This is a genomic window from Pseudomonas sp. UFMG81 (assembly GCF_015354575.1).
Taxonomy (GTDB): Bacteria; Pseudomonadota; Gammaproteobacteria; order Pseudomonadales; family Pseudomonadaceae; genus Aquipseudomonas.
Map to the genome: position 1 here is coordinate 189,080 of NZ_JACAFQ010000005.1, position 17,252 is coordinate 206,331.

Consider the following 17,252-nt stretch of genomic DNA (forward strand, 5'->3'; position numbering starts at 1 on the left):
CTATAAGCTTTTACTAATACTGGCCCTAACAAATATTGATTTTTGTTTATCAACGGTCGGCGCTAGGGTGAATGTGCGACTGGCCAGCGACGTCTGGTCACGCGCCGACCGGTACAACCGGATCGTCTGTTCCTACGGCTTTGGGAAGACTCCAGTGATAAAAAAAATCCTGATCGCCAACCGGGGTGAAATCGCAGTTCGCATCGTGCGTGCCTGCGCCGAGATGGGCATTCGCTCTGTAGCGATCTACTCCGACGCCGACCGTCACGCCTTGCACGTCAAGCGCGCCGACGAGGCCTACAGCATTGGTGCCGAACCGCTGGCCGGTTACCTGAACCCGCGCAAGCTGGTCAACCTGGCTGTGGAAACCGGCTGTGATGCCCTGCACCCGGGCTATGGTTTCCTGTCGGAGAACGCCGAACTGGCGGAGATCTGCGCCGAACGCGGGATCAAGTTCATCGGCCCGGCTGCCGACGTGATTCGCCGCATGGGCGACAAGACCGAAGCGCGGCGCACCATGATTGCCGCCGGCGTACCGGTCACGCCTGGTACCGAAGGCAACGTCGCCGACATCCACGAAGCCCTGCAGGAAGGCGACCGCATCGGCTACCCGGTGATGCTCAAGGCCACGTCCGGTGGCGGTGGGCGCGGTATCCGCCGTTGCAACAGCCGTGAGGAGCTGGAACAGAACTTCCCGCGTGTCATCTCCGAGGCCACCAAGGCCTTCGGCTCGGCGGAAGTGTTCCTGGAAAAATGCATCGTCAACCCCAAGCACATCGAGGCGCAGATCCTCGGTGACAGCTTTGGCAACGTGGTGCACCTGTTCGAGCGCGACTGCTCGATCCAGCGCCGCAACCAGAAGCTCATCGAGATCGCCCCAAGCCCGCAGCTTACCCCCGAGCAGCGCGCCTACATCGGCGACCTGGCCGTGCGCGCGGCCAAGGCGGTGGACTACGAGAACGCCGGTACCGTGGAGTTCCTGCTCGCCGATGGCGAGGTGTACTTCATGGAGATGAACACCCGGGTGCAGGTGGAACACACCATCACCGAGGAAATCACCGGCATCGACATCGTTCGCGAGCAGATCCGCATCGCCTCCGGTTTGCCGCTGTCGATCAAGCAGGAAGACATCCAGCACCGCGGCTTCGCCTTGCAGTTCCGGATCAACGCCGAAGACCCGAAGAACAACTTCCTGCCCAGCTTCGGCAAGATCACCCGCTATTACGCCCCCGGCGGCCCGGGCGTGCGCACCGACACGGCGATCTACACCGGCTACACCATTCCACCCTTCTACGACTCCATGTGCCTGAAGCTGGTGGTCTGGGCGTTGACCTGGGAAGAAGCCATGGACCGTGGCCTGCGGGCCCTGGACGACATGCGCGTGCAGGGGGTGAAGACCACCGCCGCGTATTACCAGGAAATCCTGCGCAATCCGGAATTCCGTAGCGGCCAGTTCAACACCAGCTTCGTCGAAGCCCACCCCGAACTGACCAACTACTCGATCAAGCGCAAACCCGAAGAGCTGGCCCTGGCCATCGCCGCCGCCATCGCCGCCCACGCAGGCCTGTGAGGAACCGAATAATGTCCAAGAAAATCTTTGTTACCGACACGATCCTGCGCGACGCCCACCAGTCCCTGCTGGCAACCCGCATGCGCACCGAAGACATGCTGCCGATCTGCGACAAGCTCGACAAGGTCGGCTACTGGTCGCTGGAAGTCTGGGGTGGCGCCACCTTCGACGCCTGCGTGCGCTTCCTGAAAGAAGACCCGTGGGAGCGCCTGCGCAAGCTGCGCAACGCCTTGCCCAACACCCGCCTGCAGATGCTCCTGCGCGGCCAGAACCTGCTGGGCTACCGCCACTACAGCGACGACGTGGTCAAGGCTTTCGTCGCCAAGGCAGCGGTCAACGGCATCGACGTGTTCCGCATCTTCGACGCCATGAACGATGTGCGTAACCTGCGCGTGGCCATCGAGGCGGTGAAGGCCGCCGGCAAGCACGCCCAGGGCACCATCGCCTACACCACCAGCCCCGTGCACACCGTCGACGCCTTCGTGCAGCAGGCCAAGCAGATGGAAGCCATGGGCTGCGACTCGGTGGCGATCAAGGACATGGCCGGCCTGCTGACCCCGTTCGCCACCGGCGAGCTGGTCAAGGCACTCAAGGCCGAGCAGTCGCTGCCAGTATTCATCCACTCCCACGACACCGCCGGCCTGGCCGCCATGTGCCAGCTCAAGGCCGTTGAAAACGGCGTCGACCACATCGACACCGCCATCTCCAGCTTCGCCTGGGGCACCAGCCACCCGGGCACCGAGTCGATGGTCGCCGCGCTCAAGGGCAGCGAATTCGACACCGGCCTGGACCTGGAGCTGTTGCAGGAAATCGGCCTGTACTTCTACGCCGTGCGCAAGAAGTACCACCAGTTCGAGAGCGAGTTCACCGCCGTGGATACCCGCGTGCAGGTCAACCAGGTGCCGGGCGGGATGATTTCCAACCTGGCCAACCAGCTCAAGGAGCAGGGTGCCCTCAGCCGCATGAACGAAGTGCTGGAGGAAATCCCGCGGGTGCGCGAAGACCTCGGCTTCCCGCCGCTGGTCACCCCCACCTCGCAGATCGTCGGCACCCAGGCGTTCTTCAACGTGCTGGCCGGCGAGCGCTACAAGACCATCACCAACGAAGTGAAGCTGTACCTGCAAGGCGGCTACGGCAAGGCCCCGGGCGTGGTCAACGAGCAACTGCGGCGCCAGGCCATCGGCAGCGAAGAAGTGATCGACGTGCGCCCGGCCGACCTGCTCAAGCCAGAGATGGCCAAGCTGCGCGCCGACATCGGCGCCCTGGCCCAGAGCGAAGAAGACGTGTTGACTTTCGCCATGTTCCCCGACATTGGCCGCAAGTTCCTCGAAGAGCGCGAAGCCGGCACCCTCAAGCCCGAAGCCCTGCTGCCAATTCCGGAGGCCGGCGCGGTGGGTTCGGTGGGCGGCGAAGGCGTGCCGACCGAGTTCGTCATTGACGTGCACGGCGAAACCTACCGCGTCGACATCACCGGCGTGGGCGTCAAGGCCGAGGGCAAGCGCCACTTCTACCTGTCCATCGACGGCATGCCGGAAGAAGTGGTGTTCGAGCCGCTCAACGAGTTCGTCGGCGGTGGCAGCAGCAAGCGCAAGCAGGCCAGCGCACCGGGCCACGTCAGCACCACCATGCCGGGCAACATCGTCGATGTGCTGGTCAAGGAAGGTGATGTGGTCAAGGCTGGCCAGGCGGTGCTGATCACCGAAGCCATGAAGATGGAGACTGAAGTGCAGGCGGCGATCGCCGGTAAGGTAGTCGCCATCCACGTGGCCAAGGGCGACCGGGTGAACCCGGGCGAGATCCTGATCGAGATCGAAGGCTGAGCAAAGCCTTCATCTACAAGCGGTTAACCTCTGGGGAGCGAATGCTCCCCTTTTTTTCGCCTGCCGTTCCAGCCCCGGCAGGTTGCCGAGGTTGAAACGCCGCTGAGGATCGCCATTGGTAATGATCATCTATTTTTGAACTGCACTTAAATGCAGATTTTTACTATCGCTCGGCTATTAAATGCATTTAAATGCAGATTTGAACGATGTTGCACTATTGATCTGCACTATACTGCAGAGCAAATCGGGTCGCGCTTCAAAAAAGTGCAGTAACGTGCAGGTGGCCAATGAGCAAACTCACGCTCCAGTTATATAGCGACGGCAAGTGGCATGACACCATGGCCTTGAACTTTGCTGCGCCTGAGCAAAGTTTGCTTAGCCCCTGCGAGTTCGCCTACACCTCCGATTACGTAAAGAACCATACAGACGCCTACGACAGCCTTTTCAGCCAAGCGGTAAGCGCAAGGTTACCTGTCGATTTTGGTGCTCATCGGCTGGCACACGCGCCTGCATTCCTATACGACATTGCCCCTGCGGGCGCGGCAAAGCGCTTCCTGCTCAAGCATATCGGCCGTGAGAAACCGGCAGGCATCGGCGATGACCTGTTTCTGTTGGGGCGCTGCACACCTGCGCCTATTGGCAACTTGCGTATCAAGGAGTCGACCGAGTGGTTGGACTTGGCAGACCCCATGGGCTTTACCCGGGAGGACGTTGTCACGCGGGATCAACGCTTTCTGGAGTACGCCTATGAGCAGGGTGCGGCGATCGGTGGTGCAACAGGTGCTGGCGGGGAAGCGCCCAAGTTGTTAATGACCGAGGACGCCGGTGGCCGGCTGTACCCGGACGCAGTGCTTGCTGATGAGCGTGCCCAACGGCACTGGTTCATCAAGTTCGCCAGAAATCAGGCCCTGGCCAACGACCAGGAAATCCTGCGCGCTGAGCACCTGTACTACAAAGCCTTGCAGCAGCTTGGCCTGGAAACGGTGGCCAGCTCGCATATGGCGCTGGAGGAAGGCAGCAAACCCAGCCTGTGGCTGGAGCGCTTCGACCGACAGGTAACAAGCCAAGGGGTAGAGCGGTTCGCGGTAGAGTCGATGTATGCATTGTGCGGCGTGAGCGAGGCCGGTAGCCGAATGGGGCATTTGGAAGCGATAGAGGCTTTGGCCTGGCTGTGGATAGAAGCAGGGCAGAAAGGTGAAGTGCCTGAGATGATTGCGGACTATATGCGTCGTGATCTGATCAACAAGATTCTGGGCAATGCCGACAACCATGGGCGCAACACGGCCATCATCCGCACCCGCAAGGCCGTGCGCCTGGCGCCGATCTATGACCTTGCACCGATGGTGATGGATCAGGAAGGGATAACCCGGACGACCAAATGGCCGGCGTCGATCGAACGGGCGGGCGAAATCGACTGGAGAGCGGCCTGTGACGCCTTGGCTACAGTGATGGACCCGGAGCAGGCCTTCCAGCGCTTGCGCCAGGATGCCCGCAACCTGGTGGCATTGCCGGACATTCTGTCTGACCTGGGGCTCTCTGACAGTGTGATGAACCATCCGGCCATTGCACTCGGCGCGCTGGAGCGCCGGCTGACCGCCTGGGGGCTGACATGACGGTTTCCATTGATGTGCGCGGATTATTGATCGACGCAGTGCGCGAGGGTATCGCTGACGGCAGCCTGGAGCTTGGCGCGGCAGTGCGACGGCTGCGTGTCGAGGTGGCCAAGATGCAACAGGCCCAGTTTGCGAAGATGTGCAAGATTTCGGTTCGTACGCTGATCCAGATCGAGCAGGGGGAGGGCAACCCCACGCTGAAGTCACTGAACGCAGTGTTCAAGCCGTTTGGATTGAAAATGGGTGTGGTTAGCCGTAACCGTCCGATCAGCTGACTGCATCGCGGGGCAAGTCGCAAGCGTGGGAGCGCCGATGCGCCTTGCCCCGCGACTGGTTCAGCCCAGGCGGCACGTTTCCAGCGTTCGCACCTGCCCCTCAGGCTGCTGGTTTTCCTCACTCAGCCAACGCTCGAACCCCGCCGCCACGGCCGGCCATTCGGTATCGGTAATCGAGTACCAGGCGGTATCCCGGTTGCGATCCTTGACCACCATGTGATTGCGGAACACCCCTTCGAACACAAAGCCGAAGCGCTCCGCCGCGCGCTTGGAGCGGGCGTTGGCGTTGTTGCACTTCCATTCCAGCCGGCGGTTGCCCAGCGCGAAGCCCAGCTTGCTCAACAGGTACACCGCCTCGGTGCCCTTGGGCGTGCGCTGCATGGCGGCGCCGAAGGCGATATGGCCGATCTCGAAGCGCCCCTGCTCGGGGACGATCGACATGTAGCTGAGGATGCCCTGGACCTGGCCGTTGGCGCGGTCGATGACGCTGTAGAACAGCGGGTCGCGGCTGGCGGCATTGCCTTGCAGCCAACGGTCGAAGCTGTCCCGCTCGCTGAATGGGCCATACGGCAGGTAGTCCCACAGCACCGGGTCCGAACCCGGCCCTTGCAGCACTTGCCAGAGATCGTCGCCATGGCGCGTCGGATCGAGCTTTTCCAGGCGGATGAAGCGGCCGTCGATAGGCGCGGCGTCGGGCGTGCCCGCGGGTTTCCAGTTCAATGCGTCGGTCATGGGCGGCCTACAATGCTTTGCGAAATTGGATGAAGCCCGGGCGCTCGGCAACCTGCTCGTACAGGCTGATGGCGGTGGCGTTGGTCTCGTGGGTCAGCCAGTGCACCTTGCCGCAGCCGGCGGCCTTGGCCGCGGCATAGACGTGTTCGATCAGCTGGCGGCCGATGCCCAGGCCCCGCACTTCGCTGTCCACATACAGGTCCTGCAGGTAGCAGGAGTGCTCGATGCTCCAGTTGGAGCGATGGTAGATGAAGTTGACCATCCCCACCGCCTTGCCATCGACCCAGGCCAGCGTCGAATGGGTCGGTTCGCTGGTATCGAGCAGGCGCTGCCAGGTGCTGGCGCTGACCGTTTCGGGCAGTTCTGTTTGGTAGAAGCGCAGGTAGGCCTGCCACAGCGGCAGCCAGGCGGCGTGGTCGGCGGCGCCCACCGGGCGCAGGGTAATGCTGGTCATGGGCCTTTTCCTTCAGAGGTCGCGCATGTGCGCGGCGAGTTGGTTATCCACAGGGTCCGTGCTGGCGGCCAGGCCTTCGCGTACACCGGCGATGTCTTGCATCGAGCGGTTCTGGCTGAGTTTGCGCGCGCCCTGGAGGCGGGTAATGGGCAGGCGAATGCCGACAATGGCGCGGAGCATGCCTTCGAGGTAGTCAGCGGGGGCGTCGGCCACCGTCCATGGCGCTGCGCGGCCTTGTTCATGGCGATCCGTCAGGCGGCTGACGATGTCCAGCAGCGGCGCTGGCTCATGGATCACCTCGACCACGCCCCAGGCATGCACGGCCGTGTAGTTCCAGGTGGGCACCACCTTGGGGTTGTCGGCTTTGCTCGGGTAGTACGTGGGGCTGACATAGGCGTCGGCGCCAGGGAACACCAGCAGGGCTTGCGCGCCTTGCTCCAGGTCCTGCCATTGGCGGTTGGCGCGGGCCAGGTGGGCATACACGGTGCCGAACTCGCCTTCGCCGGTCGCCACCAGCACCGGCACGTGGCTGGCCAGCAGCCCTTGCTCGCCATGGCTGACCAGCATGGCCAGGCGTGTTTCCAGCATGTGCTGGTGCAAGCGGCCGAGGTCGTGTTCCTGGTGCGGTTTGCTGTTGTACATGCCGGGGTTCCTTGTGCAGTGGCTTCATCCTAGGCAGGCTATTGGTCCTGTGTAAGAGCCATTCATGTCTGTTTTCATAGGTCCATTGCCATGAGCCAACACGCGCTGCCCTTCGACCCTGCCGGCCTTGAACTCGACCGTCGTCGCGGCCTCAGCCAGCAGCTGTACCAGGCCCTGCGCGCGCGGGTACTGGACGGGCGCCTGGGCAGTGGCACCCGGTTGCCGGCTACCCGAGACCTGGCGGCGATGCTGGGGCTGTCGCGCAACAGTGTGGTGCGCGCCTACGACCAGCTCTATGCCGAAGGCTTTATCGAAAGCCGGGTAGGCGATGGCACCTATGTCAGCCAGCTGACGAAACTATCCACACAACTGTCCACAGGGTTATCCCTGGGTTTATCAACAGAGTTATCCACATTTTGTGCCGCTGATACTGAGGATTTATCCAGTTCAGGCGCTTCCAGCGAGCCCATCGAACGTCTGAAAAAGCACCATTTACCCCCTCCCCGAAGCGGATCGCCACGGGCGTTTCGCGTGGGCGTGCCGGCGTTCGACCTGTTCCCGTTCGACGTGTGGGCCAAGCTGCACGCGGGTTTCTGGCGAAATCCCGAACCGGCATTGCTGGGCTATGGCGACCCAGCCGGTGAGATGCCGCTGCGTGAGCTGATCGCCACCTACCTGCGCCGCTCTCGGGGGCTCTCCTGCACGGCTGAACAAATTGTGATCACCAGTGGTGCGCAGGAGGCGATCAGCCTTTGTGCACAGTTGCTGTTGCGGCCGGGGCACGGTGTGGCTGTGGAAAACCCGGGGTATCGCGCCGCCGGGCATGCGTTCGCCGTCGCCGGAGCGACGCTTCGCGGTGTGCCGGTGGACGAGGAGGGCATGGACTGCGCGAGATTGGCCCAGATGCCCGACTGCCGCCTGGCCTATGTCACGCCGGCTCACCAGTACCCCACCGGCGTGACCCTGAGCCTGGCTCGGCGCCTGGCCCTGCTGGACTGGGCCGCGCGGCAGGATGGCTGGATCGTCGAGGACGACTACGACGGCGAGTACCGCTACAGCGGTGCACCGCTGGCGCCGTTGGCGGCGCTGGATCGGCAGGGCCGGGTGCTGTACGTCGGCACCTTCGGCAAGATCGCCTTCCCCGCATTGCGCCTGGGCTACCTGGTGCTGCCCAGGCGCCTGGTGCAGGCGTTCAGTCAGAGCCGGGCGCTGGCGGTGCGGCATTCGGAGGTGGGCACCCAGTGCGTGATGGCCGCGTTCATGGCCCAGGGGCATTTCCAGCGGCATATTCGCCGAATGCGCCGGGCAGCGTTGGCGCGGCGCAATGTGCTGAGGGCCGGCTGGCCGGCAGAGGTGCCGGGGTTGGGGGCGATGCCGGACGTGGCGGCGGGGCTGCATGTGAAAGTGGCTGTGGATAACTTTGCGCGGGAGCAGGAACTGGTGGCTCGGGCCGAGGCGGTGGGGGTGGAGCTCAATCCCCTGAGCGGGTATTGGCTGGAGGACAGCGAGGTGCCTGTGGATAAGCGCGCAGGGCTGGTGCTGGGGTTCGCGGCGGTGCCGGAGGCCCAGATTGCCGATGCCCTGATGCGCCTGCGCAAGGCTTGGAGGTAGGAACGACAGTCTTCTGTAGGAGCGGCCTTGCCGGGGCGCCGGACCGGTCGGAAAGGGGCGCGAAGCGGCCCCCGGATTTCGGCGTCACCGCAAATATTGCCGGGGCTGCTACGCAGCCCTTTCGCGACACAAGGCCGCTCCTACAGGAAACAGGTCGAGCGCTTCAGGTACCGGATTTGATCTTGGTCCAGGCCCGCGTCCGCGCGCGCTCGGCATCCCGCGGCAGCGGCTTTAGCGTATACAACTTGGCCATCGCCTCCGCCGTCGGGTACAGGTTGGGGTTGTTGCGGATCGCCGGGCTGACCTTGTCGGTCGCGTCCTTGTTCGGGTTGGGGTAGCCGACGAAATCGCTGATCGGCGCAATCACCTCAGGCCGCAGCAGGTAGTTGATGAAGGTGTGGGCATCTTCCGGGTTGGCCGCGTTCTTCGGGATCGCCAGCATGTCGAACCAGATCGGCGCCCCTTCCTTCGGCAGGCGCATGTCCACCACCACGCCGTTCTTGGCCTCGCGCGCCCGGTTGGCGGCCTGGGAGAAGCTGCCCGAATAGCCCACCGCCACGCAGATATCGCCATTGGCGATGTCGGCCATGTATTTGGAGGAGTGGAAGTAAGTGACGTGCGGGCGGATCTTCAGCAGCAGGTCCTGGGCTTTCTGGTAGTCGGCCGGCTTGCCGCTGTTGGGGTCCAGGCCCAGGTACGAAAGGGCCAGCGGCAGGATCTCCGACGGTGAATCGAGCAGCGCCACGCCGCACTGCTTGAGCTTGGCGATGTTCTCTTGCTTGAAGATCAGGTCCCAGCTGTCCACCGGCGCGTCGTCGCCCAGCACCGCCTTGACCTTGGCCGGGTTGAAGCCGATCAGCACGGTGCCGTACATGTAGGGCACGGCGAACTTGTTGCCGGGGTCGTTGGCCTCGATCAGCTTCATTAGCGCCGGGTCCAGGTGCTGCCAGTTGGGCAGCTTGCTGCGGTCCAGTGGCTGGAACACCCCGGCCTCGATCTGCTTGGCGAGGAACACGTTGGAAGGCACCACCACGTCGTAGCCGGAGTTGCCGGTGAGCAGCTTGGCCTCCAGCGCCTCGTTGGTGTCGAAGATGTCGTAGATCAGCTTGACCCCGCTGTCCTTCTGGAAGTCGACGAGGGTCTGCGGGGTGATGTAGTCGAACCAGTTGTACACCCGCAGGGTGCGCTGTTCGGCGTGGGCCGGCAGGGCGCCGGTGAGCAGGCCGGCGGCGATGAGCGGGGCGAGCAGACGCTTGAGTCGGACCATGTTCAGGCTCCTGGCTGGGCGCGCTGGAAGCCTTCCAGCACATTGACCGCGTTGATGCCGATTTCTTCCACAGCGTAGCCACCTTCCATCACGAACAGCGTCGGCTTGCCGAGCTGGGCGATGCGCGCGCCCATGGCCAGGTAGTCCGGGCTGTCCAGCTTGAATTGGGAGATCGGGTCATCCTTGAAGGTGTCCACGCCCAGCGAGATCACCAGCACTTCGGCGTCGTAGGCGGCGATGCGCTGGCAGGCGTCCTCCAGCGCGGCGCTCCAGGCGTTCCAGTCGCTGCCGGCGGGCAAGGGGTAGTTGATGTTGCAACCTTCACCCGCACCCTCGCCGATCTCGTCGGCATAGCCGAGGAAGAACGGGAACTCGTCCTGCGGGTCACCGTGGATCGAGGCGAAGAACACATCGTTGCGTTGGTAGAAGATGTCCTGGGTGCCGTTGCCGTGGTGGTAGTCGACGTCGAGGATCGCCACCTTGCGCCGGCCCTGGTCGAGGAACGCCTGGGCGGCGATGGCGGCGTTGTTCAGGTAGCAGTAGCCGCCCATCACTTCGGCGGCGGCGTGGTGCCCCGGTGGCCGGCACAGGGCGAAGGCCGAGTGCGCGCCTTGCTGGATCGCGGCCTGGGCGGTGAGTGCTACCTGCGCTGCGCTGTAGGCGGCCTGCCAGGTGCCGGCGGTGATCGGCGCGCCGGCATCGAAGCTGTAGTAGCCCAGCTCGCCATGCAGGCCGGTGGGTTTGACCTGGCGCAGGGTGCGCGCCGGCCAGGTGAACGGCAGCAGGTCGCCGTCGTGGCCGAGCGCGGCCCAGCGCGCCCAGGCACCCTCGAAGAAGTTCAGGTAGTCGGCGCTGTGGATGCGCTGGATCGGCGCGCGGCCGAAGTCTTGTGGGCCTTGCACGGGGCCGAGCTGCTGTTTTTTCACCCGCTCCAGCACATGGTCGGCGCGCGAAGGCATCTCGAAGCACGGCATCAGCTGGCCGTCGATCAGCTCGCAGCGGCCGTGGTGCAGGCGGTGGTCATCGGAATAGATCGTCAGCATTTGTTGTTCTCCGGGTATCACTGGCGTGGGCTCATTCTGGTGGGTGGGCCAATGAAGGGAGAATGGTGCGGATGGCCAAAAGGGGATCGATATGGCCAAGTCATCTGGCCTTGTCTGTCAGGGCCTCATCGCCGGCAAGCCGGCTCCCACAGTGGGCGCGGCATCTGTGGGAGCCGGCTTGCCGGCGATAGGGCCAGTGAGGTCAACCGCGAAAATGGCTCGGGGCCACGCCGCTCCAGCGCTGGAAGGCATGCCGGAAGCTCGCCGTCTCGCTGAACCCCAGCGTCTCGGCGATGCGGTAGATCGGCATCTGGTCCTCGGCCAGCAGCTGCTTGGCCCGTTCGAAGCGCAGTTCGTCGAGCAGCTGTTGATAACTGCTGCCCAGTGCCTGCAAGTGCCGGCGCAAGGTGCGCGACGAGCAGTTCATCTGCCGCGCCAGGCCTTCCAGCCCCGGCGCCGCATCCAGTTGCTGGAGCAGCAGCTGGCGTATCCGCCCCAGCCAGGCCTGGCGCCCGGTGAACTCCAGGTTCAGGCGCCGGCAGCGCTCGCTCATCGCCTTGTGGGTGATCGGGTCGGCCAGGGGCAGCGGCATGTCCAGCCAACGGCGCTCAAAGGCGAAGGCGTTGTCGCCGGCGTCGAAGCCCAGCGGGCATTGGAATGCACTGTCGTAGAGCGCGTGGTAACCGGGGCGCGGGTGCTCGAAGCGTGCCGCCAGCAGCGGCAGCGGTCGGCCGAGCAGGTCGTCGCAGATTACCTTCAACGACACCAGGCAGAACTCGGCATTGAACGCCGCCAGCCCCGGCGCATCGTAGTGCTCGCTGGCGCTGAACCACACACGCTGGCCGTCGTCGACCAGGCGCAACTGGAAAACTGTTCCCAGCAGTGCCGGAAATGTCAGTGCCAGGCGCAGGGCGTCACCCAAAGTGGCACTGGAGAGCAGGGCGTAACCGAGCATGCCGTAGCACGACACATGCATGCGCCGGCCCAGCTCAAGGCCAATGTCCTCGCGCCGGGCCAGGGCGTTGGCGCACACCTGCAGCTCTTGCTGGGTGGTGATGCGGGCGTCCGGGTGCTCAAGGTCTGCCAGGCCGATGCCGCTGCCGACGAGCAGTTGCTGCGTGTCTACGCCTTGCTCCTGGAACACCTGGAGGATCAGCGAAACGGCATTGAGGGTGGTGAGGTGGCTGTGCAGCATGCTCGGTGTCCCGTGGGGCTGAGGGGCATTATGGAGCAAGTTGTGTGCCGAGGAGTGCTGGCCTTTGTGGGAGCAGCTGCCTTGCGCAGCTTTTCTGTAGGAGCGGCCTTGCCGGGGCGCCGGACCGGTCGGAAAGGGCTGCGCAGCAGCCCCGGCAATTTATGTGGTAACGCTGGGGCCGCTTTGCGGCCCTTTCCGACCGGTCCGGCGCCCCGGCAAGGCCGCTCCTACAGGGGGCGTGCAAACTCATTGACTGGAAGCGCGCATAAAAAAAGGGCCCGGAGCGTGCGCTCGGGCCCTTGAAAGGTTGAGAGGTGTCTAGTCCCTCGACCTGGTGAGACTGTTTGCAGCGGCCTGGATTACGCCTTCAGCGGAACCAGACGGGGAGCGATCATGTTTTCCGGACGCAGGATGTCGTTGAGCATCGCTTCGTCCAGCAGCTGTTCTTCGCGCACCAGTTCCAGCACGCCGCGGCCGGTTTCCAGGGCGACGCGGGCGATACGGGTGGCGTTTTCGTAGCCGATGTACGGGTTCAGGGCGGTGACCAGGCCGATCGAGTGCTCGACCAGTTCACGGCAGCGCTGTTCGTTGGCGGTGATGCCGACGATGCAGTGCTCGCGCAGCATGTCCATGGCGCGTTGCAGCAGGCGGATCGAGTCGAAGATCTTGTAGGCGATCAGCGGCTCCATCACGTTCAGCTGCAGCTGGCCACCTTCGGCGGCGACGGTCAGGGCCAGGTCGTTGCCCATGATGGCGAAGGCGACTTGGTTGACGGCTTCCGGGATCACCGGGTTGACCTTGCCTGGCATGATCGAGCTGCCTGGCTGGCGCGCCGGCAGGTTGATCTCGTTGATGCCGGTGCGTGGGCCGCTGGACAGCAGGCGCAGGTCGTTGCAGATCTTCGACAGCTTGACCGCGGTGCGCTTGAGCATGCCGGAGAACAGCACGAAGGCGCCCATGTCGGAGGTGGCTTCGATCAGGTCGGCAGCCGGTACCAGCGGCTGGCCGCTGATGATCGCCAGGCGCTGAACGGCCAGCATCTGGTAGCCCGGGTCGGCGTTGATGCCGGTGCCGATGGCGGTGCCGCCCAGGTTGATTTCGGTCAGCAGTTCCGGGGCCAGCGAGCGCAGGCGCTGCAGGTCTTCGGTCATGGTGGTGGCGAAGGCGCGGAATTCCTGGCCCAGGGTCATCGGCACGGCGTCCTGCAGCTGGGTACGGCCCATCTTCAGTACGTGGTCGAACTCTTTACCTTTGGCGGCGAAGGCCTGGATCAGGCTGTCGAGGCTGGCCAGCAGGGCGTCGTGGCCCAGCAGCAGGCCCAGGCGGATGGCGGTCGGGTAGGCGTCGTTGGTCGACTGCGCCATGTTCACATCGTTGTTCGGGTGCAGGTACTGGTACTCACCCTTCTGGTGGCCCATGGCCTCCAGCGCGATGTTGGCGATGACTTCGTTGGCGTTCATGTTGGTGGAAGTACCAGCACCGCCTTGAATCATGTCCACCACGAACTGCTCGTGGTAGTCGCCCTTGATCAGGCGTGCGCAGGCTGCGCTGATCGCGGCGTGCTTGGCATCGCTCAGGTGCCCCAGTTCACGGTTGGCGTCAGCAGCGGCCTGCTTGACCATCGCCAGGCCCACTACCAGTTTCGGGTAGTGCGACAGCGGAACACCGGAAAGGTGGAAGTTGTTGGCAGCGCGCAGGGTCTGGATGCCGTAGTAGGCATCGGCAGGGACTTCCAGAGTGCCAAGCAGATCTTTTTCGACGCGGAACGATGCAGCGGAGGACATGATGGATATCATCTCGATTTTGACCCGGCACCTGCCGGAATGGCGCCAATGCTAGGGCTGGGCAGATTTGGCGGCCAATGCTGTTGCACGCTAACCTATGCACAAACGGCATACGGTTTGATGTGACGCCGATTGACAATCGAGCGTGTTCCATTTTGGTGCACGCGTTGCGGAGTAGTCGATGAACCTCGAAAGCAAATGGCTGGAGGACTTCAGTGCCCTAGCCTCCACCCGCAGTTTCTCGCAGGCGGCCGAGCGCCGTTTCGTCACCCAGCCGGCGTTCAGCCGCCGCATCCGCAGCCTGGAAGCGGCCTTGGGGCTGACCCTGGTGAACCGTTCCCGCACGCCCATCGAGCTGACCGAGGCGGGGCAGCTGTTTCTGGTCACCGCGCGTACCGTTGTCGACCAGTTGAGCGAAGTTCTCCGCCATTTGCATCACCTCGAAGGCGGGCAGGGTGAAGTGATCCAGGTGTCGGCCGCACACTCGCTGGCCTCGGGGTTCTTCCCCCGTTGGGTGGCCCAGTTGCGCAACGATGGGCTGAACATCGCCACGCGCCTGGTGGCCACCAACGTGGGCGATGCGGTGCACGCACTGCGCGAAGGCGGCTGCGACCTGATGCTGGCGTTCTACGACCCTGACGCGGCGTTGCAGATGGATGCGGAGATCTTCCCGTCGCTGCACATGGGCAACACCGAAATGCTCCCGGTGTGCGCGGTGGGCGCCGATGGCAAGCCGTTGTTCGACCTGGAGGGCGAGGCCAGCGTGCCGCTGCTGGCCTACAGCGCCGGTGCCTTCCTCGGCCGTTCGGTCAATCTGCTGCTGCGCCAGCGCAACCTGCGCTATACCACTGTCTATGAAACGGCCATGGCCGACAGCCTCAAGAGCATGGCGCTGGAGGGCATGGGCATCGCCTGGGTGCCGCGGCTGTCGATGCGTGGCGAGCTTGAGCGCGGCGAGCTGGCGATCTGCGGCGGCAGCCAATGGCATGTGCCGCTGGAAATCCGCCTTTACCGTTGCGCCCTGGTGCGCAAGGCCAACGTGCGCTTGCTGTGGCGCAAGCTGGAGGGCGGCGCGGTTGACTCGAAAGTCAGCCAAACCCCCGAAAAATAAGGCCGACAGTTGGTCGCCGGGGGTGCCGTGATGACGCATCGTTACGCTATACTGCGCGGCCCCTCGACCGGATAGATCCGGTCATGATCAGCAAACAAGCCACGCCGGTCGTCCCGCGTGGCTTGTTGTTTTTTGACGCGCCTGCGGGCGCACAAGCGAAGAGGCTCGACGATGAGTGCACTGGTTGGCGTGATCATGGGCTCCAAGTCCGATTGGTCCACCCTTAGCCACACCGCCGATATGCTGGAAAAACTCGGCATTCCCTACGAAGTGAAGGTGGTTTCCGCCCACCGCACCCCGGACCTGCTGTTCCAGTACGCCGAGGAGGCCGAAGGCCGCGGCATCGAGGTGATCATCGCCGGTGCCGGTGGCGCCGCCCACCTGCCGGGCATGTGCGCCGCCAAGACCCACCTGCCGGTGCTGGGCGTGCCGGTGCAGTCGTCGATGCTGTCGGGCGTCGATTCGCTGCTGTCGATCGTGCAGATGCCGGCCGGCGTGCCGGTTGCCACCCTGGCCATCGGCAAGGCTGGCGCGATCAATGCCGCGCTGTTGTCGGCGAGCATCCTCGGTGCCAAGTACCCGCAGTTCCACGCGGCGCTCAAGCAGTTCCGCACCGAGCAGACCGACACCGTGCTGGACAATCCAGACCCGCGCCAGGCTTGAGGCTGAAGATATGAAGATCGGTGTAATCGGTGGTGGCCAGCTGGGCCGCATGCTGGCCCTGGCGGGCACCCCGCTGGGCATGAACTTCGCTTTCCTCGACCCGGCCCCGGACGCCTGCGCCGCCCCCCTGGGCGAGCACCTGCGCGCCGACTACGGTGACCAGGACCACCTGCGCCAGCTGGCCGACGAAGTCGACCTGGTGACCTTCGAATTCGAGAGCGTGCCGGCTGAAACCGTCGCCTTCCTCTCGCAGTTCGTGCCGGTGTATCCAAGCGCCGAAGCCCTGCGCATCGCCCGCGACCGCCTGTTCGAGAAGAGCATGTTCCGCGACCTGGGCATCCCCACCCCAGCCTTCGCCGACATCCTCTCGCAAGCCGACCTCGATGCCGCCGTGGCCAGCATCGGCCTGCCGGCCGTGCTCAAGACCCGCACACTGGGTTATGACGGCAAGGGCCAGAAGGTCCTGCGCAAGCCTGAAGACGTGGTCGACACCTTCGCCGAACTGGGCAGCGTGCCGTGCCTGCTGGAAGGCTTCGTGCCGTTCACCGGCGAAGTGTCGCTGGTGGCCGTGCGCGCCCGCGATGGCGAAACCCGCTTCTACCCGCTGGTGCACAATACCCACGACAGCGGCATCCTGCGCCTGTCGGTGGCAAGCGTTGCGCACCCGTTGCAGGCGTTGGCTGAAGACTACGTAGGCCGCGTGCTGCAGAAGCTGGACTACGTCGGCGTGATGGCCTTCGAGTTCTTCGAGGTCGACGGTGGCCTGAAGGCCAACGAGATCGCCCCGCGTGTGCACAACTCCGGGCACTGGACCATCGAAGGCGCCGAGTGCAGCCAGTTCGAGAACCACCTGCGTGCCGTCGCCGGCCTGCCGCTGGGTTCGACCGCCAAGGTCGGCGAGAGCGCCATGCTCAACTTCATCGGTGAAGTGCCGGCGGTGGACAAGGTCGTGGCCATCGACGATTGCCACCTGCACCACTACGGCAAGGCGTTCAAGGTCGGGCGCAAGGTTGGCCACGCCACCCTGCGTTGCGCCGACATGGCCACGCTCCAGGCCAAGATCGCTGAAGTAGAGGCGTTGATCGCCGGCTAAGCGAACTTCTTGAGGCAACTGCCCCTCTGAAATGGCAACAAGCCAAAGCGCTGTCTAGGCTTTGGCTTGTTCCATTTTCACCACAGAGGGATTGCCATGGGCATCATTGGAACCATCTTCATCGGCCTGATCGTCGGCCTGCTGGCGCGCTTCCTGAAACCTGGGGACGACAGCATGGGCTGGATCATGACCATCCTCCTCGGCATCGCCGGCTCCCTGGCCGCCACCTATGGCGGGCAAGCCCTGGGCATCTACCAGGCCGGGCAGGCCGCGGGCTTCTTCGGGGCCCTGGTGGGCGCGGTCATCCTTCTGGTGATCTACGGCTTCATCAAGAAGAACTGAACACAGGCTAGAATGCTCGGCAATTCAAACCTGAGTT

16 protein-coding genes are annotated in these 17,252 nt (G+C 64.1%); 9 read left to right on the plus strand and 7 right to left on the minus strand.

Translation table 11 applies throughout. From position 1 onward, the window contains the following. Positions 1-154 precede the first annotated feature (154 nt). The 4 genes from IX761_RS05920 (at position 155) to IX761_RS05935 (ending at position 5,278) form a co-directional block, all read left to right on the plus strand. Complete coding sequence (locus tag IX761_RS05920; protein ID WP_194788688.1) at positions 155-1,570, plus strand: acetyl-CoA carboxylase biotin carboxylase subunit; 1,416 nt, start codon at positions 155-157, stop codon at positions 1,568-1,570. An 11-nt stretch (positions 1,571-1,581) separates the two neighbouring features. Further along, complete coding sequence (gene oadA / locus IX761_RS05925; protein WP_194788689.1) at positions 1,582-3,390, plus strand: sodium-extruding oxaloacetate decarboxylase subunit alpha; 1,809 nt, start codon at positions 1,582-1,584, stop codon at positions 3,388-3,390. Between the two features lie 287 nt (positions 3,391-3,677). Beyond that, positions 3,678-5,003, plus strand: a complete 1,326-nt coding sequence (locus IX761_RS05930; protein ID WP_194788690.1) for a type II toxin-antitoxin system HipA family toxin — start codon at positions 3,678-3,680, stop codon at positions 5,001-5,003. Further along, the gene (locus IX761_RS05935) at positions 5,000-5,278 is read left to right on the plus strand and encodes a helix-turn-helix transcriptional regulator (RefSeq protein ID WP_194788691.1); all 279 of its coding nucleotides are present in this window, start codon (positions 5,000-5,002) and stop codon (positions 5,276-5,278) included. The genes IX761_RS05930 and IX761_RS05935 overlap by 4 nt, the downstream gene beginning before the upstream one ends. A 60-nt stretch (positions 5,279-5,338) precedes the next feature. On the opposite strand, the gene IX761_RS05940 is transcribed toward IX761_RS05935, so the two are convergent. From IX761_RS05940 to IX761_RS05950, 3 genes are read right to left on the minus strand one after another with little or no spacing between them, the layout of a single operon-like run. Further along, the gene (locus IX761_RS05940; RefSeq protein WP_194788692.1) at positions 5,339-6,010 is read right to left on the minus strand and encodes a GNAT family N-acetyltransferase; all 672 of its coding nucleotides are present in this window, start codon (positions 6,008-6,010) and stop codon (positions 5,339-5,341) included. Positions 6,011-6,017: 7 nt separating this feature from the next. Then, entirely contained in the window at positions 6,018-6,464 is a 447-nt protein-coding gene (locus IX761_RS05945; RefSeq protein ID WP_194788693.1) for a GNAT family N-acetyltransferase, read from the minus strand. A 12-nt stretch (positions 6,465-6,476) separates the two neighbouring features. Continuing rightward, a complete protein-coding gene (locus IX761_RS05950) occupies positions 6,477-7,106 on the minus strand; it encodes an FMN-binding negative transcriptional regulator (RefSeq protein WP_194788694.1) in 630 nt (209 codons plus the stop codon). Between the two features lie 90 nt (positions 7,107-7,196). On the opposite strand from IX761_RS05950, the gene IX761_RS05955 reads away from it, so the two are divergent. After that, positions 7,197-8,717 carry a PLP-dependent aminotransferase family protein gene (locus tag IX761_RS05955; RefSeq protein WP_194788695.1) on the plus strand — a complete coding sequence of 507 codons (1,521 nt, stop codon included), beginning with the start codon at positions 7,197-7,199 and terminating at the stop codon, positions 8,715-8,717. A 163-nt stretch (positions 8,718-8,880) separates the two neighbouring features. On the opposite strand, the gene IX761_RS05960 is transcribed toward IX761_RS05955, so the two are convergent. From IX761_RS05960 to aspA, 4 genes are all read right to left on the minus strand, one after another. Then, a complete protein-coding gene (locus tag IX761_RS05960; protein WP_194788696.1) occupies positions 8,881-9,984 on the minus strand; it encodes an extracellular solute-binding protein in 1,104 nt (367 codons plus the stop codon). Positions 9,985-9,986: 2 nt separating this feature from the next. Beyond that, the gene (locus IX761_RS05965) at positions 9,987-11,027 is read right to left on the minus strand and encodes a histone deacetylase family protein (RefSeq protein ID WP_194788697.1); all 1,041 of its coding nucleotides are present in this window, start codon (positions 11,025-11,027) and stop codon (positions 9,987-9,989) included. Between the two features lie 202 nt (positions 11,028-11,229). Next, complete coding sequence (locus IX761_RS05970; protein ID WP_194788698.1) at positions 11,230-12,222, minus strand: AraC family transcriptional regulator; 993 nt, start codon at positions 12,220-12,222, stop codon at positions 11,230-11,232. Between the two features lie 359 nt (positions 12,223-12,581). Beyond that, positions 12,582-14,006, minus strand: a complete 1,425-nt coding sequence (gene aspA, locus IX761_RS05975; RefSeq protein WP_194788699.1) for an aspartate ammonia-lyase — start codon at positions 14,004-14,006, stop codon at positions 12,582-12,584. Positions 14,007-14,187: 181 nt separating this feature from the next. Between aspA and IX761_RS05980 the strand changes: the two genes are divergently transcribed. The 4 genes from IX761_RS05980 to IX761_RS05995 all read left to right on the plus strand — a co-directional run bounded on the left by IX761_RS05980 (position 14,188) and on the right by IX761_RS05995 (position 17,215). Then, positions 14,188-15,117, plus strand: a complete 930-nt coding sequence (locus tag IX761_RS05980) for a LysR substrate-binding domain-containing protein (protein WP_194788700.1) — start codon at positions 14,188-14,190, stop codon at positions 15,115-15,117. 171 nt (positions 15,118-15,288) lie between these two features. Then, positions 15,289-15,780, plus strand: coding sequence for a 5-(carboxyamino)imidazole ribonucleotide mutase (gene purE / locus IX761_RS05985; protein WP_050707559.1), 492 nt, complete (start codon positions 15,289-15,291; stop codon positions 15,778-15,780). A 10-nt stretch (positions 15,781-15,790) separates the two neighbouring features. Beyond that, positions 15,791-16,873, plus strand: coding sequence for a 5-(carboxyamino)imidazole ribonucleotide synthase (locus tag IX761_RS05990; RefSeq protein WP_194788701.1), 1,083 nt, complete (start codon positions 15,791-15,793; stop codon positions 16,871-16,873). A 96-nt stretch (positions 16,874-16,969) separates the two neighbouring features. Continuing rightward, positions 16,970-17,215 (plus strand): GlsB/YeaQ/YmgE family stress response membrane protein, encoded by a 246-nt coding sequence (locus IX761_RS05995; RefSeq protein WP_194788702.1) that lies wholly within the window; start codon positions 16,970-16,972, stop codon positions 17,213-17,215. Positions 17,216-17,252: the final 37 nt, after the last annotated feature.

Excerpts from the sequence above, each read along its gene's own strand:
- oadA (WP_194788689.1), top strand. The coding sequence starts at position 1,582 with ATGTCCAAGAAAATCTTTGTTACCGACACGATCCTGCGCGACGCCCAC.
- IX761_RS05930 (WP_194788690.1), top strand. The coding sequence starts at position 3,678 with ATGAGCAAACTCACGCTCCAGTTATATAGCGACGGCAAGTGGCATGAC.
- IX761_RS05935 (WP_194788691.1), top strand. The coding sequence starts at position 5,000 with ATGACGGTTTCCATTGATGTGCGCGGATTATTGATCGACGCAGTGCGC.
- IX761_RS05940 (WP_194788692.1), bottom strand. The coding sequence starts at position 6,010 with ATGACCGACGCATTGAACTGGAAACCCGCGGGCACGCCCGACGCCGCG.
- IX761_RS05945 (WP_194788693.1), bottom strand. The coding sequence starts at position 6,464 with ATGACCAGCATTACCCTGCGCCCGGTGGGCGCCGCCGACCACGCCGCC.
- IX761_RS05950 (WP_194788694.1), bottom strand. The coding sequence starts at position 7,106 with ATGTACAACAGCAAACCGCACCAGGAACACGACCTCGGCCGCTTGCAC.
- IX761_RS05955 (WP_194788695.1), top strand. The coding sequence starts at position 7,197 with ATGAGCCAACACGCGCTGCCCTTCGACCCTGCCGGCCTTGAACTCGAC.
- IX761_RS05960 (WP_194788696.1), bottom strand. The coding sequence starts at position 9,984 with ATGGTCCGACTCAAGCGTCTGCTCGCCCCGCTCATCGCCGCCGGCCTG.
- IX761_RS05965 (WP_194788697.1), bottom strand. The coding sequence starts at position 11,027 with ATGCTGACGATCTATTCCGATGACCACCGCCTGCACCACGGCCGCTGC.
- IX761_RS05970 (WP_194788698.1), bottom strand. The coding sequence starts at position 12,222 with ATGCTGCACAGCCACCTCACCACCCTCAATGCCGTTTCGCTGATCCTC.
- aspA (WP_194788699.1), bottom strand. The coding sequence starts at position 14,006 with ATGTCCTCCGCTGCATCGTTCCGCGTCGAAAAAGATCTGCTTGGCACT.
- IX761_RS05980 (WP_194788700.1), top strand. The coding sequence starts at position 14,188 with ATGAACCTCGAAAGCAAATGGCTGGAGGACTTCAGTGCCCTAGCCTCC.
- purE (WP_050707559.1), top strand. The coding sequence starts at position 15,289 with ATGAGTGCACTGGTTGGCGTGATCATGGGCTCCAAGTCCGATTGGTCC.
- IX761_RS05990 (WP_194788701.1), top strand. The coding sequence starts at position 15,791 with ATGAAGATCGGTGTAATCGGTGGTGGCCAGCTGGGCCGCATGCTGGCC.
- IX761_RS05995 (WP_194788702.1), top strand. The coding sequence starts at position 16,970 with ATGGGCATCATTGGAACCATCTTCATCGGCCTGATCGTCGGCCTGCTG.